The following is a 14,647-nucleotide window of genomic DNA, read 5'->3' as shown; positions in this document are numbered from 1 at the left end:
ATTGAACCGCTTGTCTCATAACATGTAATGCGGGTAGGAGGGAACGAGTTGGATATTGTAACCGCACAAGAGATGTACGAACGGGATCAGGCTGCAGCGGAGGCCGGACTGGCAGGAACCATGCTCATGGAGAATGCCGGACGTGCAGCCGCCTATGATCTGGTTAAACACATTCAGAAATCGGACCGCATCATCGTATGGATCGGTGCCGGAAGCAATGGCGGAGACGGATTCGTGATTGCGCGTACCCTTTTGAACCTTGGGTACACGGCAGAGGCTGTGCAGGTCGTTTCGGACGAAAAAATCAAGGGAGACGCCGCCGTGCACAAGCAGATCTTCCAAGCTTCCGGTCACACAGTGAAAAAATGGACGGATGTGGAAGACGCGGAAGGATACCTGCTGCGTGCGGATGTTTCCATTGATGCCATGCTCGGCATCGGCGTCCAGGGAGATCTGCGTGAACCTTATAAACAAATCGTCCAGCACTGTAACGAAGCTTCTCTACTTCGTCTTGCCGTCGACCTCCCAACCGGCGTTCCTGCGGATGAAGGAGTAGAGGAATTCACAGCATACAAAGCCGATTACACCTCGGTGATTGAAGCTCCGAAACTGAGTGCGTTTCTCCAGCATACACAGCCCTGGTACGGGCAGTGGTCCGTCGTTGAAATCGGTATTCCGTCACAGGTATCTCCTGCCGTGCGCCGAAGTATGTGGACGGTGGAGGATGTGAAACGGACGCTCCCTTCCCGTGATGATCATTCGCATAAAGGTTCCCATGGCAAAGGTCTGGTCATCGGAGGGTCTCTGTTGATGCCTGGGTCTGCAGCGATGACGTCGCGGGCGGCCCTTAGAAGTGGGGCTGGGCTGATCGCCATCGCCACAGAGGAAGGAGCGGTTCCATCCATAACTCCTTATGTCCAGGAGGCTACTTTTGTGGAAAGGGAGACAATGGAACTGTCCGCCTATGATGGTGTAGCGGCCGGCATGGGCATCGGCAGGGGAGCAGATGCCCGTGCGTTGGTCCATCATGTGGTCACTCATACTAAAGGGCCGCTGCTGATTGATGCGGACGGGTTGTATGTGCTGAAAGACTTTCTTGGGAAGTTGGAAAAGAGGGAGGAACCGACCATCCTCACTCCGCACCCGGGAGAGTTTGCGCATCTGACCGGGCGATCGGTCAAGGACGTGCTGCTTTCTCCGTTTTCCCTGGCAAAAGCGTTTGCCCGCAGGTATGGGGTTTACCTCGTCCTGAAAGGTCCGTCCACGATCATTACGGCGCCGGACGGAGAGCAGCGCGTGGATGTCACCGGAAATTCGGGGCTTGCCAAGGGCGGCAGTGGAGATGCGCTGGCGGGAATCCTGCTGACGATGCTGATGCAGTCGGAATCCATGTTGGACGGACTCAGCAGCGGATGTGTCCTGCACGGCCATACAGCCGATCGGGTCGTGCAGCAGGGCCGGTCCAAAGTGGATCTGCTGGCCACCGATGTGATAGAAGGCCTGCCCGGAACCTTTCGTACACTCTCTTCATCCATAACTTAACGTTCCCTTTGTCCATAAGTAGAGACAAAGGAGTGGAGTCTGATGCAAAGACGTTTTCTGATCCTTTTATTCAGCCTGTTCATCCTGGGGGCTCTGACCGCGTGCGGCTCCCAGTCAAAAGAGGACGTAATCAAGAAGCTTGAGAAGCAGACAGAAGAGATGGCGGGTTATAAAACGGAAGCAAACATGAAGATGCGCACAGGCAAGGAAGAGCAGAAGTACCATATTCAAGTATGGCACAAGAAAGATGATTACTACCGCGTGAAACTTCAGAATGATCAGGACGAAAAGGGAAGTCAGGTCATTCTGAAAAACGATACCGGTGTCTATGTCCTCACTCCGGCTCTGAATAAGAGCTTCAAATTCCAGAGTGACTGGCCGCAGAATACAAGTCAGCCCTATTTATTCGCTTCTCTTTTAAACGATATCAAGGCCGACCCGGAAGCAGAATTCACCGCAACCGAAAACTATTTTAAATTCAAGACGAAAACCAACTATCAAAACAACAAAACACTCCCTTATCAGGAAATTTATTTTGATAAAAAATCCTACCAGCCGGTTATGGTCAAAGTTTTCGATCAGGATATGAATGCACTCGTCGAGGTCTCTTTTGCGAACTTCACAAAAGATGACTCGCTGAAAAAAGAGGATTTCGATGTAGACAAGAATATGGCGATGTCGCCGGCCGAGGCTCCAGTAGCGAACATGGAAGGGGCGGAGGAAGAGCTTGAGGAAGTGCTGTATCCGCAGGAAACCTTCGGTGCAGAGCTTGCGGAAGAACGCGAAGTGAAGACAGAGGACGGCAAACGCATGATCATGACGTATGCCGGAGAGAAAAACTTCACACTCGTTCAGGAAAAGGCGGAAGTGCAGCCGGCAAGTGCCGGGTACTCTGTCCACGTGAACGGGGATCCGGTGCAGCTGGATGACGGTGTCATTGCTGCGCTTGAGCACAACCGTCTGGAGTGGAGTCATAACGGAACGACCTACCAGCTTGCAAGTAATGAACTGACCCAGGAAGAAATGGTTTCCGTTGCCAGTTCTATCAACCATGGGGCTATGGTGAAATAAGTGAAGGTGGAGCAGGCGTCATCGTCTGCTTTTATTTTCTTTCTTACACATCCGCAGAAAGCGCTCTGCGGATGTTTTGTATGGGAAAGGAGGTGTCCATTTGACAGGGAGGAATGTTCCGCTCAATAATAATAGGATAGTTAAAGGAGAGGAGCGGGCAAGGTGCAGCAGGACAGATATTACAGAGATTCGATAGCAGAAATTGATTTATCCGCCATTGAAGCAAACATTCAGCAGTTGAGACAGAGGCTTCACCCTGAATCGGGGATCTACGCGGTCGTCAAAGCGGATGCTTACGGACACGGCGACGTACAGGTCGCTGCCGAGGCCCTGCGGGCGGGAGCAGGCGGACTGGCGGTTGCGATAATGGATGAAGCACTCAAACTTCGGGACGCAGGCATTGAGGCTCCCCTTCTTGTGATGGGATGGACGCGCCCGGAAGACGCTCCGCTGGCGGCAGCGAACGATATTACCGTCACTGTTTTCCAGAAGGAATGGCTGCACCAAGTGCAGACGGACGCGTGCTCGAAGCCGCTGTCGATTCATCTGAAGCTGGATACAGGAATGGGAAGAATCGGCATCCGTGACACGGAAGAAATGGACGCTGTACTTGAAGCTGTTAAAGCAGAGGGAACGTTTCAGCTGAAAGGCATCTTCACCCATTTTGCCACGGCAGATGATGGGGATACCAGCTATTATCAGCGGCAGGCGGACGAATTTCAGCGATTAATGGCCCATTTTAAGAGGGTTTGGCCGGAAGATGTCGAAATACATACGAGTAACAGTGCGACAAGCATGCGTTTTCCAGAGCGGATGGACCATTTTGTCCGTTTCGGTATCAGCATGTACGGACTTTATCCATCCGCAGATGTAAAACAGGAACGCCCGATAGAATTGACGCCTGCCTTTTCCCTGACCAGCTGTCTGGTTCACGTGAAGCAGGTAGGACCTGGGGAATCGATCAGCTACGGAGCGACGTATACGACAGAAAAAGAGGAATGGATCGGAACCGTTCCGTTGGGTTATGCCGATGGCTGGATCCGCCGGCTGCAGGGCATGGAAGTCCTTGTCGACGGAAAACGTCATCCGATTGTCGGAAGAATCTGCATGGATCAATTCATGATTCGGCTGGATCAGGAATATCCTATAGGGACAAAGGTTACCTTAATTGGTAAACAGGGGAATGACGAAGTAACGACAGATGAGGTGGCTGACTACCTGGATACCATCAATTACGAAATTCCCTGCATCATCAGCCGCAGGGTCCCCCGTGTATACCGGAAAGACGGGAAGACCATCGAAGTAAGAAATACGTTGTGACAGGAAGGAAGAGGTTTCGGACAAATCTCCCGATGTAAGGATAGAAAGCTGCACAAAACACAAAAAAATTCCAACACGCCTTTGCAATGGACACTCCCGTTTGATAAGATTAGAGTGGACTATTTGACTGGTTTCTTTTGAGAGAAGATGGTGGAGGTGTATGGTTTTGTCCGACAGCATGCAGGAGATTGTCATCCGGATTCCGGATAACCTACTCAATGAAGTGGATGGCTTCATTCAACTCGATAACAGTGATCGGAGCGATTTCATGTGTCAAGCTACTAAAATGTATTTGCGTGAGAAAAAACAACGTCATATTCGGGAATCGATGCGAAGAGGTTACATGGAAATGGCGAAAATTAATTTAAACATCGCTTCAGAAGCGTTTCAAGCTGAAGAGGAGGCCGAACACACCCTGGAGCAATTAGTGAGCGGGGTGTGAAGCCTGTGATAGTCAAACGAGGTGACGTTTATTTCGCTGATTTGTCCCCGGTTGTGGGGTCCGAACAAGGCGGCGTTCGTCCTGTACTCATCCTTCAGAATGACATTGGTAATCGCTTCAGCCCGACCGTAATTATTGCTGCGATTACAGCGCAAATACAAAAAGCCAAACTTCCTACTCACGTTGAAATCAATGCAGAAAAATATGGGTTCGAGCGAAATTCTGTGATCCTATTGGAGCAAATCAGAACGATTGACAAGCAGCGTTTGACCGACAAGATCACCCAATTGGACGAACCGATGATGCAGCAGGTGAACAAATCCCTGCAGGTCAGCCTCGGTTTGATCGACTTCTAACTTATCTTTTTTCTTTTTGTTAAAATAAAGTTGCCTCGTATGCAGGCGGCTTTATTTTTTTTGTCGAATGTAGTTTATAATAGAAATACAAAGGGTATTGTTGTTGGCATGTTTTTTTACAAACGGATTGGTGTAACTACCCGGCCTTTTTTGTTAACATTATACCCAAATAGCAAAAGCAGCAGTTGGAAAATATGAAATGGTATCAATGGCGGAGGGTTCGATAATGGATGAACGATTAAAAAACGTAGTGCTGGAACACAGCGACGATATTGTCAATATGTGGTTGAAGGAAGTTGACGCTCATAAAAAGAATGATTATACATCAACGATTTCTGAGGAAATGTTTGAGAATACGAACCGTGAGTTCGTGAATGTCATTTTTTCAAGCATTGAAAAACAGGGATTGTCCTCGGATCTGGATGATTTCTCTGAACGCCTCATTAATCTAGGCTGGCCTTTGAGCTACCTGACGGACGGCATGCAGGTATTCCGCCGCGTTGTAACCGATTTTATACTCAAGCAGTCAGAAAAGGTCAATTCCGATCATTTTTCTGAAATCCTGCGGGAGGTGGATGGATGGGTCGATCCGATCATCAACCGCCTCGTCAATGAGTATTCCGGAAGCTGGGAGCACATCGTTTCCCTGCAGCGGGTCGCTCTGCAGGAATTGTCAGCACCGCTGATTCCAGTGATGGATAACATAACAATCATGCCTTTGATCGGTACGATTGATACGGAAAGGGCCAAGCTGATCATGGAGAACCTGCTTGATGGAGTGATCAAACATAATGCCGAGGTCGTGTTGATTGATATCACGGGTGTGCCGGTTGTCGATACGATGGTGGCGCATCATATCATCCAGGCGGCAGAAGCAGTCCGTCTGATCGGTTCACGCTGTATTCTTGTTGGTATCCGACCGGAAATTGCGCAGACGATCGTCAACCTCGGTATCGACCTTGGGAAGTTCCCGACGAAGAGTTCCCTTCGTAAAGGCTTCCAATCGGCACTTGAGCTGACAAACCGCCGGATTGAGGATACGCGTTCCAATGACCAGGATATTGAAAAACTGATTGATTCGCTAGATGGGGAGTGAAACAAATGAGGATACCTATATTAAAGCTTCATAATTACCTGCTTATTTCCATCCAAATCGATCTTGATGATCAAACGGCTATCCAGTTCCAGGAAGACCTGTTGAAGAAAATCCATGAAAGTGGAGCTACAGGTGTCGTCATTGACCTGACCTCTGTCGACATTATTGATTCGTTTATTGCTAAAGTACTCGGCGATGTCGTGACGATGTCAGATTTGATGGGGGCAAAAGTAGTGCTGACGGGAATTCAGCCTGCGGTAGCCATGACGTTGATTGATTTGGGCATTCATATGCAGGATGTTCCTACAGCATTAGATCTAGAACAAGGATTGATTAAACTTCGCCAGGAATTGGAGGAGTGAGTATGGATTTTCAATCCTGTGTGAACATACAAAAGGAGTGGGACATTGTCGGAGCAAGGCAGCTGGGCCGTGACATCTCTAGAAAAATCGGTTTCGGCACCGTTGACCAGGCAAGGATCGCCACTGCCATCTCGGAATTAGCGAGAAACATTTATTTATATGCAGGGACCGGAAAAGTCTGTTTTGAAACGCTTGAGGATATGAACAAAAAAGGCATCCGGATCGTTGCCATGGACGAGGGACCTGGGATTCAGGATATCAGCCAGGTCATGGAGGACGGCTTTACGACTTCCGGGGGACTTGGCGCAGGACTTCCCGGCGTAAAGCGGCTGATGGACGAGTTCGATATTATCTCCCATGTAGGAGAAGGTACGGAAATCAAGGTTGTGAAATGGCTCCGTTAGAGGAGGTATAAACGATGAGTACATTGAAACTCGACTTGGAGAATTACAAAGAGCTGCTGCAGGAGTATATAACTACGAAAGATGAGCAGGCTCTGTATCAGGCAGAGCAGTTCAGTAAACACTCGATGCAGCAGAATATATCACCAGAAGAAATTATTAACGTGCATATACAATCATTACAGGAAATATACCCGGATATGCCGGAATATATACAAACATCCATGAATTTCCTTTTAGAAACCATGATTTCCTATGGTCTCGCCTATCAGGAATATCAGACGCTGCGTGAAAAGCAGCTGGAATTGAAATCCGAAATATCGGTTGCGGCCAATATGCAGAAAACACTGCTGTCTACGGTGAAGCCTGACATTGACGAGCTGGACGTCGGGGCACTCAGTGTACCGGCGAAACAGATGAATGGTGACTACCACCACTTTGTCCATGACAACAAAGGCGGCCTGGGTATTGCGGTGGCTGACGTCATCGGAAAAGGCGTGCCCGCCGCCTTATGCATGTCCATGATCAAATATTCCATGGACAGCTTCTCTGAGATGCAGACCGATCCAAGTGTCATTCTGGGCAGCTTGAACCGGGTCGTGGAACGCAATGTGGATGCCAGCATGTTCATTACGATGTTCTACGGCTTATATAACAACAACAATCATACGTTTACTTATGCTTCTGCCGGTCATGAGCCGGGCTTTTATTACCATAAGGATAAGGACGAATTTGAAGAAATCGATGCTCCGGGCCTTGTACTCGGTGTATCTCCTGAAATCACCTACACCCAGTATGAGAAACAAGTGGAAAAAGGCGATATGATCGTCCTCTTGACCGACGGTGTGACAGAATGCCGGACAGGCGACCGTTTCATCGAGCAGGAAGAGGTGCTGCACGTCATCAAGCAGTATTCCCATCTGCCGGCACAGGGCATCGTCGACCAGGTGTACAAACACTTTGAACGCCTGCAGGACTTCCACCTGCGTGATGATTTTACGTTGATCATTCTCAGAAGGAATGTTTAACGTTTTATCGATCCGGGTATTGGGTATTTAGGTTACTTTTCAGCAACACGGGAGGGATATTTATGAATTTATCGATAGATGTGACAAAAAATGACGGCGTGGCGAACGTGATGCTCGGCGGTGAAGTCGATGCATTCACGGCACCTCAGCTCAAAGAAACGCTTCTTCCACTGACGAAGGAACAGGATGTCGTTGAAGTGAACCTTCAAGACGTGAATTATATGGATTCCACAGGACTGGGTGTCTTTATCAGTGCCTTGAAAGCGACGAAAGAACATGACAGCACGCTCCGTCTGATTCATATGCAGGACCGTGTCTACCGTCTGTTCAAGATTACCGGCCTGACTGAAATTATGAACATCGATTCTACAGTGCAAGGTGGAATGTAATGATGGAACCATTTGATTTTGTTGAAGTGAAGGTGCCTGCGAAAGCGGAATATATCGGAGTCGTGCGTCTCAGCACGTCCGGGATTGCCAACCGCATGGGCTTTTCCTATGAAGATATTGAAGATTTGAAAGTGGCGATTTCAGAAGCGATTACCAACGCTGTCAAACATGCATACAAAGAAACGGGTGAAGGAGAAATCACCATCGGTTTCGGCGTGTATCAGGACAGGCTTGAGGTGATGGTGGCCGATCACGGCGGAAGCTTCAATCTTGGTGAAGTGAAAGAAGACATCGGACCTTATAAACAGGACGGTGATATTGAAGAGCTCCGCGAGGGCGGATTTGGCCTGTTTTTGATTGATGCCTTAATGGATAAAGTCGAAATCAACAGTAAATATGGAGTAATCGTATTAATGACGAAATACCTCCATGAAACCGGGGTGGGTCAAAATGGCGACCAGATCACAACACCACAATGAGGAAATTTACGAATGGATTGCCTATTTACAGGAGAATCCAAAAGATGAGGCTGTACAGGAGAAAGTGGTCCTTGTTTATAAGGACCTTGTAGAGTCCATTGCTCGTAAATATTCGAAGAACAGTACGATCCACGAAGATCTCGTTCAGGTCGGAATGCTCGGCCTGCTGGCAGCGATCCGCAGGTATGATAAGGATTTCGGAAAATCATTCGAATCGTTCGCCATCCCGACCATTATCGGTGAGATTAAACGCTTCATCCGCGATAAGACGTGGAGTGTGCACGTACCACGCCGGATCAAGGAACTTGGGCCGAAGATAAAGAAAGCGGCCGAAGAACTGACGAATATCCAGCAGCGTTCCCCGTCCGTCCTCGAGATTGCTGAATACCTGGAAGTATCTGAAGAGGATGTACTGGAAACGATGGAAATGGGTAAAAGCTACAAAGCCCTTTCCGTAGACCGTAAAATCGAAGCGGATTCAGATGGAAGTACTGTAACCATTCTCGATCTTATCGGGAATCAGGATGAAGGATACTCCAATATCGATCAGCGGATGCTGCTCGAAAAGGTCCTCCCGATTTTGAGTGAGCGTGAACAGGAGATTCTTCAATGTACGTATTTTGAAAACATGAGTCAGAAAGATACAGGTGAGCGGCTTGGCATTTCCCAGATGCACGTATCCCGGCTGCAGAGGCGGGCGCTGCGTAAATTGAGGGAAGCTCTCCAGTCGGAATCGGTTGAGGTGTTCTAGTGGAAAAGGGGAACGAACGGGTGGAGTTATCTGTCTTCCAGAAAGCTAAAAAAGGGAATTACTACTGTGGCGACAGTTATTTTTACCGTGAAACAGATGATGCGTTCCTTTGTGCACTGGCTGACGGCCTCGGCAGTGGAGAGATGGCCAGGGAGTCTTCGAAAGCTGTGATGGAAATCATAGAAGATCACCCTTCTCTTTCTGTAGAGGCGCTTGTAAAAAAATGCAATGAAGTGCTGGTCGGCAAACGCGGGGTTGTGCTCGGTATTTTGAAAATCGATTACCGTGCGATGAGTTATTCGTATTCCTCCATCGGGAATATTGGAGTCATTACTGTAGACCCTGACGGTACACGCCACCGGAATATCCCGCTGGCGGGTTATTTATCGGGGTATTCGAAGTCACTGCGGGTTACTCACGGAAATATCCAGAAAGGGATGATTTTTCTGATGTTCTCTGATGGAGTGAATGACCGCCGCCTGTCTTCTAAGATCACACATGTACGAAACGCGGAAGAAATTACGTCCTTGTACAAAAATCTGTACGGGCAGAACCGCGATGATGATACAACGCTTATAGCCATGGTTTACCATTAAAAATCCTTATTCTTCGGTGTGAATCCGGGAATAAGGATTTTTTAATTCGTTGAACCGTCCTCGAACAACGAGGTAAACCCTTCGTTGATTTGTTACAATAAGAGGGACGTCATTGAAGGAGGTCTTTTTTTGAGTGATTGGAAAAACAGTCCGGAATTGATTCAGTCAGTAGCCGGACAGATGAAGCTGAAAGAAGGAATAATCCAGCAGGTGATTCAACTGCTGAACGAAGGGAACACCGTCCCGTTCATCGCCCGTTATCGTAAGGAGATGACCGGTGGTCTTGATGAAGTTCAAATTAAAACCATTGAAGATCAGTGGAATTATGCCGTCAACCTTGCTGAGCGTAAAGAGGAAGTCGTTCGCTTGATCGATGAGCAGGGGAAACTAACGGATGAATTGAAAGCCGACATAGAAAAAGCAGAGAAACTCCAGAAGGTGGAGGATCTTTACCGTCCTTACAAGCAGAAAAGGAGGACTCGTGCCACAGTGGCGAAAGAGAAGGGGCTTGAACCACTGGCCCTTAAAGTATGGGCACAGGAATCTTTCGGCTTTGAAGCAGAAGCGCAGACGTACATTTCCGAAGAACAGGAGCTGCCGGCTGTTGAAGACGTGCGTGCAGGTGTGAATGACATTCTGGCCGAATGGATATCAGAGGACGCAGCGTTCAGGGAAAGGATTCGTAAGCAGACACACGAGAAAGGCACAATTGCTTCTTCAGAGAAGGATAAGGCCAAGGATGAAAAAGGTGTCTTTGAGATGTACTACGATTACCAGGAGCCCGTCCGTTCTATTGCCTCCCACCGTGTGCTGGCCATGAACCGTGGGGAGAAGGAAGGGATTATCAAGGTTTCCGTTCAGCCGCCTGAGGACAGTATTACGCAGTACCTTGAAAAAGAAGTCGTGAAGCGGGGAACGGGCGGAGAACTCAGGGGAATCCTGACTGACGCGATCCAGGACAGCTACAAACGACTCATTCAGCCTTCTGTGGAAAGGGAGATCCGCAATTCTCTTTCTGAAGTGGCTGAGGAACAGGCGATTGATGTGTTTTCGAGCAACTTGCGAAGCCTTCTGCTTCAGCCTCCGCTTAAAGGGAAAGTCGTCCTTGGAGTTGATCCGGCATACCGTACGGGCTGTAAGCTTGCGGTTATTGATGAAACGGGAAAGGTGCTCGATATCGGAGTCATTTATCCAACCGCACCTAAAAAAGACACCAAAGGCGCAGAAAAGAAGCTCCTGTCATTCATGGAACAGTACAACATGGAGCTTATCGCCATTGGAAATGGAACCGCCTCTCGAGAAACAGAGCAGTTCATTAGTGATATGATCCAGAAGCACAGCTGGAAAGCTTCCTATATGATCGTGAACGAAGCGGGAGCCAGTGTGTATTCAGCATCCAAGCTGGCCAGGGAAGAGTTCCCGGATTTTCAGGTCGAAGAAAGAAGCGCGGTATCGATTGCCCGCCGAATCCAGGATCCACTCGCGGAACTGGTGAAAATCGATCCTAAATCCATCGGCGTCGGGCAGTATCAGCACGATGTTACCCAGAAGAAATTGAACGAGTCCCTGACGTTTGTTGTAGAAACGGCCGTCAACCAAGTCGGAGTAAACGTGAATACAGCCTCTGCTTCCCTGCTTCAATATGTATCCGGCTTGAGTAAAACGGTTGCTAATAACATCGTGAAGAAGCGGGAGGAACTCGGGAAGTTTACGAAACGCAGAGAATTGAAGGACATTCCAAGGCTCGGAGCGAAAACGTTCGAACAGAGTATCGGATTTCTTCGAGTACTGGACGGAGAAGAACCGCTCGACCGTACGTCGATCCACCCGGAAAGTTATCAGGCGACAAGGAAGCTGCTTCAGAATCTTGGATTTACAAGTAAGGACCTCGGGGATGGACAATTGGGTGAAAAACTGAAGCAGATGGACTTGAATGCCGCTTCGGAAGAGTTCGGCATTGGCACGCTGACGCTGACAGATATTCAAAAGGCATTGATCCAGCCGGGCCGTGACCCACGTGACGATCTTCCTAAGCCGCTGCTCAAGACGAACGTCCTTTCTATGGAGGATTTGGAAGAGGGAATGGAACTGGAAGGAACCGTTCGTAACGTTGTTGACTTCGGTGCGTTCGTCGATATCGGAGTAAAACAGGACGGGCTTGTCCATATATCCAAACTGGCTGACAAATTCGTCAAACACCCGATGGACATGGTCTCTGTCGGAGATGTTGTTACAGTATGGGTGGACAAGGTGGATGTCCAGAAGCAGAGAATTGCTTTGACCATGATTCCTCAATCGTAAAGGGATACCTGGGGGCTGCGGCTTCCGGGTATTTCTATTTATAGAGGTGCTGATAATAGTACCAGCACTGATTAAGCAGCTTGATCTGATACTTATCTTTATTGAAGAAAGCACGCTCCATCTGTACTTTCAGCCAGGAAGGCATGACGGACAGCTCCTTTCTGTTCCTCTTTTTAAATACGTATGATACAGTATGCACAGAACAGAGGAGGTGTGCTTGTGCAGTCTTTGACACAACAGCAGCTGGAAGCATGGACGGACGAATTATCACGAAAATATTTTGACAAACCGTTTGTGGATGATGTATACTTCAACTCTCGTCTTCGAACGACAGGTGGGCGGTACATTCCTTCAAAAAGAACCATTGAAATCAATCCGAAGTATATTGTAGAATTGGATGGTGCTGAATTAGAAGGGATTATCAAACATGAACTGTGCCACTATCACCTTCATATAGAAGGGAAAGGCTTTGGACATGGTGATCCTGAATTCAAAGACCTTTTACATAAGACAGACTCTCCGAGATTCTGCGCACAGCTTCCTTCTGAAAAGAAGAAAGGGTTCCACCATTATGAGTGTGTCCAGTGCGGTCAGACTTATCAGCGGAAGAGGAAGGTGGATACGAAAAAGTATCACTGCGGGAAATGTAAAGGCCGTTTAAAAAAGAAGTAAAAATTGTGTTGACGAACCACTTCACACATGTTAAATTAAATAAGCCTTAACAAAACAATCCAAAAAAACGTAAGAAACTACATTTTTTCACGAAAAAGGGTTTGACATTAAAGGCAGGATGTTATAAGATATTAAACGTCGCCGATAAACGAGCGGCACACATTGAGACATTATTCCAACGTAGCTCAGTGGTAGAGCAATCGGCTGTTAACCGATCGGTCGTAGGTTCGAATCCTACCGTTGGAGCCATTACGGAGAAGTACTCAAGTGGCTGAAGAGGCGCCCCTGCTAAGGGTGTAGGTCGCGTAAGCGGCGCGAGGGTTCAAATCCCTCCTTCTCCGCCATTTTCTTAATGGCCCGTTGGTCAAGTGGTTAAGACACCGCCCTTTCACGGCGGTAACACGGGTTCGAATCCCGTACGGGTCACTTTGCATCACCCTTTAAGGGGTCCGGTAGTTCAGTTGGTTAGAATGCCTGCCTGTCACGCAGGAGGTCGCGGGTTCGAGTCCCGTCCGGACCGCCATTATCTTTGGGCCATAGCCAAGCGGTAAGGCAACGGTTTTTGGTACCGTCATGCGCTGGTTCGAATCCAGCTGGCCCAGCCATTTTTTCTTCGGAAAAAGGGTTGACAACATTATCAATAAGATGTATGATGGTTCTTGTGCTTTTAAAAAGAACAAATCATTTTCAAGTGTAATAGATTCCTTTCTTTAGAGCCATTAGCTCAGCTGGTAGAGCATCTGACTTTTAATCAGAGGGTCGAAGGTTCGAATCCTTCATGGCTCACCATTTATTTGCGGGTGTGGTGGAATTGGCAGACACGCTAGATTTAGGATCTAGTGCTTCACGGCGTGGGGGTTCAAGTCCCTCCACCCGCACTTTAATTACCATGATCAGCATTCCATTATAATGATGCTGCGGTCGTGGCGGAATCGGCAGACGCGCTAGGTTGAGGGCCTAGTGGGAGTTAATCCCGTGGAGGTTCAAGTCCTCTCGACCGCACCAACTAATTTCTTTTAAAAAAGTTGTTGCAATCGACACGGAAACGTGTTAAGATAGAAAAGTCGCTTTCAACGCAAAGCTATTATAAAATGCGCCCGTAGCTCAATTGGATAGAGCGTCTGACTACGGATCAGAAGGTTAGGGGTTCGACTCCTCTCGGGCGCGCCATTTTAACGGGAAGTAGCTCAGCTTGGTAGAGCACTTGGTTTGGGACCAAGGGGTCGCAGGTTCGAATCCTGTCTTCCCGACCATCGAGAAATACAACATGATATATGCGGGTGTAGTTTAGTGGTAAAACCTCAGCCTTCCAAGCTGATGATGAGGGTTCGATTCCCTTCACCCGCTCCATTATTCAATCACCATTGGGGCCTGTAGCTCAGTTGGTTAGAGCGCACGCCTGATAAGCGTGAGGTCGGTGGTTCAAGTCCACTCAGGCCCACCATTATTTGATCTTTGAAAACTGAACGAACCAACCAGTACGTCAAAACATTTCTTCATTAAAGAAGAAATTTGAAACAAAGCACATTCGGTGTGCAAATGAGCAAGTCAAACTACTTTTATGGAGAGTTTGATCCTGGCTCAGGACGAACGCTGGCGGCGTGCCTAATACATGCAAGTCGAGCGCGGGAAGCGAGTGGATCCTTTCGGGGTGAAGCTCGTGGAACGAGCGGCGGACGGGTGAGTAACACGTGGGCAACCTGCCTGTAAGATCGGAATAACCCCGGGAAACCGGGGCTAATGCCGGGTAATACTTTTCTTCGCATGAAGATAAGTTGAAAGATGGCTTCTCGCTATCACTTACAGATGGGCCCGCGGCGCATTAGCTAGTTGGTGAGGTA

At 48.3% G+C, this 14,647-nt stretch carries 16 protein-coding genes and 12 tRNA genes; 27 read left to right on the top strand and 1 reads right to left on the bottom strand.

Going from position 1 to position 14,647, the window contains the following annotated elements:
* Window positions 1–48: 48 nt before the first annotated feature.
* From H615_RS0120080 to H615_RS0120015, 14 genes are all read left to right on the top strand, one after another.
* Window positions 49–1,542 carry a bifunctional ADP-dependent NAD(P)H-hydrate dehydratase/NAD(P)H-hydrate epimerase gene (locus H615_RS0120080; protein ID WP_027956789.1) on the top strand — a complete coding sequence of 498 codons (1,494 nt, stop codon included), beginning with the start codon at window positions 49–51 and terminating at the stop codon, window positions 1,540–1,542.
* A gap of 42 nt (window positions 1,543–1,584) precedes the next feature.
* Window positions 1,585–2,613: a LolA family protein gene (locus tag H615_RS0120075; protein WP_027956788.1), complete on the top strand. Its 1,029-nt coding sequence runs from the start codon at window positions 1,585–1,587 to the stop codon at window positions 2,611–2,613.
* Window positions 2,614–2,775: 162 nt separating this feature from the next.
* The gene (gene alr, locus H615_RS0120070) at window positions 2,776–3,933 is read left to right on the top strand and encodes an alanine racemase (RefSeq protein ID WP_027956787.1); all 1,158 of its coding nucleotides are present in this window, start codon (window positions 2,776–2,778) and stop codon (window positions 3,931–3,933) included.
* Between the two features lie 160 nt (window positions 3,934–4,093).
* Complete coding sequence (locus H615_RS0120065; RefSeq protein ID WP_027956786.1) at window positions 4,094–4,375, top strand: CopG family ribbon-helix-helix protein; 282 nt, start codon at window positions 4,094–4,096, stop codon at window positions 4,373–4,375.
* 5 nt (window positions 4,376–4,380) lie between these two features.
* The gene (locus H615_RS0120060) at window positions 4,381–4,731 is read left to right on the top strand and encodes a type II toxin-antitoxin system PemK/MazF family toxin (protein WP_027956785.1); all 351 of its coding nucleotides are present in this window, start codon (window positions 4,381–4,383) and stop codon (window positions 4,729–4,731) included.
* Window positions 4,732–4,957: 226 nt separating this feature from the next.
* Window positions 4,958–5,827, top strand: coding sequence for an RsbT co-antagonist protein RsbRA (locus H615_RS0120055; RefSeq protein WP_027956784.1), 870 nt, complete (start codon window positions 4,958–4,960; stop codon window positions 5,825–5,827).
* Window positions 5,828–5,832: 5 nt separating this feature from the next.
* Window positions 5,833–6,189, top strand: a complete 357-nt coding sequence (locus H615_RS0120050; RefSeq protein WP_027956783.1) for an STAS domain-containing protein — start codon at window positions 5,833–5,835, stop codon at window positions 6,187–6,189.
* Window positions 6,190–6,191: 2 nt separating this feature from the next.
* On the top strand, window positions 6,192–6,593 hold the full coding sequence (locus tag H615_RS0120045; protein ID WP_027956782.1) for an anti-sigma regulatory factor: 402 nt from the start codon (window positions 6,192–6,194) through the stop codon (window positions 6,591–6,593).
* A 14-nt stretch (window positions 6,594–6,607) separates the two neighbouring features.
* Window positions 6,608–7,618, top strand: coding sequence for a PP2C family protein-serine/threonine phosphatase (locus H615_RS0120040; RefSeq protein ID WP_027956781.1), 1,011 nt, complete (start codon window positions 6,608–6,610; stop codon window positions 7,616–7,618).
* A 62-nt stretch (window positions 7,619–7,680) separates the two neighbouring features.
* A complete protein-coding gene (locus tag H615_RS0120035; RefSeq protein WP_027956780.1) occupies window positions 7,681–8,007 on the top strand; it encodes an STAS domain-containing protein in 327 nt (108 codons plus the stop codon).
* A gap of 2 nt (window positions 8,008–8,009) precedes the next feature.
* Window positions 8,010–8,486: an anti-sigma B factor RsbW gene (rsbW, locus tag H615_RS0120030; RefSeq protein ID WP_027956779.1), complete on the top strand. Its 477-nt coding sequence runs from the start codon at window positions 8,010–8,012 to the stop codon at window positions 8,484–8,486.
* A complete protein-coding gene (gene sigB / locus H615_RS0120025) occupies window positions 8,458–9,237 on the top strand; it encodes an RNA polymerase sigma factor SigB (protein ID WP_027956778.1) in 780 nt (259 codons plus the stop codon). Before rsbW ends, sigB begins: the two co-directional genes overlap by 29 nt.
* A gap of 20 nt (window positions 9,238–9,257) precedes the next feature.
* Window positions 9,258–9,833: a SpoIIE family protein phosphatase gene (locus H615_RS0120020; RefSeq protein WP_244877784.1), complete on the top strand. Its 576-nt coding sequence runs from the start codon at window positions 9,258–9,260 to the stop codon at window positions 9,831–9,833.
* Window positions 9,834–9,962: 129 nt separating this feature from the next.
* Window positions 9,963–12,134, top strand: a complete 2,172-nt coding sequence (locus tag H615_RS0120015) for a Tex family protein (RefSeq protein WP_027956776.1) — start codon at window positions 9,963–9,965, stop codon at window positions 12,132–12,134.
* 34 nt (window positions 12,135–12,168) lie between these two features.
* Here the strand turns inward: H615_RS0120015 and cmpA are convergent, their stop codons facing one another.
* Window positions 12,169–12,279, bottom strand: coding sequence for a cortex morphogenetic protein CmpA (gene cmpA, locus H615_RS22465; protein ID WP_156896544.1), 111 nt, complete (start codon window positions 12,277–12,279; stop codon window positions 12,169–12,171).
* Between the two features lie 74 nt (window positions 12,280–12,353).
* On the opposite strand from cmpA, the gene H615_RS0120005 reads away from it, so the two are divergent.
* From H615_RS0120005 to H615_RS0119945, 13 genes are all read left to right on the top strand, one after another.
* Window positions 12,354–12,806, top strand: a complete 453-nt coding sequence (locus tag H615_RS0120005; protein WP_244877783.1) for a SprT family protein — start codon at window positions 12,354–12,356, stop codon at window positions 12,804–12,806.
* Between the two features lie 174 nt (window positions 12,807–12,980).
* Window positions 12,981–13,055: transfer RNA gene (locus H615_RS0120000), tRNA-Asn, on the top strand.
* 4 nt (window positions 13,056–13,059) lie between these two features.
* Window positions 13,060–13,150 (top strand) — tRNA-Ser (locus H615_RS0119995).
* A 10-nt stretch (window positions 13,151–13,160) separates the two neighbouring features.
* Window positions 13,161–13,232, top strand: a tRNA-Glu gene (locus tag H615_RS0119990).
* Between the two features lie 20 nt (window positions 13,233–13,252).
* Window positions 13,253–13,329, top strand: a tRNA-Asp gene (locus tag H615_RS0119985).
* Window positions 13,330–13,336: 7 nt separating this feature from the next.
* A tRNA-Gln gene (locus H615_RS0119980) sits at window positions 13,337–13,411 on the top strand.
* A gap of 108 nt (window positions 13,412–13,519) precedes the next feature.
* Window positions 13,520–13,595: transfer RNA gene (locus H615_RS0119975), tRNA-Lys, on the top strand.
* Window positions 13,596–13,602: 7 nt separating this feature from the next.
* Window positions 13,603–13,684 (top strand) — tRNA-Leu (locus tag H615_RS0119970).
* Window positions 13,685–13,723: 39 nt separating this feature from the next.
* Window positions 13,724–13,811 (top strand) — tRNA-Leu (locus tag H615_RS0119965).
* Window positions 13,812–13,899: 88 nt separating this feature from the next.
* A tRNA-Arg gene (locus H615_RS0119960) sits at window positions 13,900–13,976 on the top strand.
* A gap of 6 nt (window positions 13,977–13,982) precedes the next feature.
* Window positions 13,983–14,059, top strand: a tRNA-Pro gene (locus H615_RS0119955).
* A gap of 23 nt (window positions 14,060–14,082) precedes the next feature.
* Window positions 14,083–14,156 (top strand) — tRNA-Gly (locus tag H615_RS0119950).
* Between the two features lie 17 nt (window positions 14,157–14,173).
* Window positions 14,174–14,250, top strand: a tRNA-Ile gene (locus H615_RS0119945).
* The last annotated feature ends 397 nt before the right edge of the window (window positions 14,251–14,647 follow it).

It is taken from the genome of Halobacillus kuroshimensis DSM 18393 (assembly GCF_000425705.1).
GTDB lineage: Bacteria > Bacillota > Bacilli > Bacillales > Halobacillaceae > Halobacillus > Halobacillus kuroshimensis.
The sequence above is the reverse complement of the archived record's forward strand: the minus strand, read 5'-3'. Positions and strand labels throughout refer to the sequence as shown.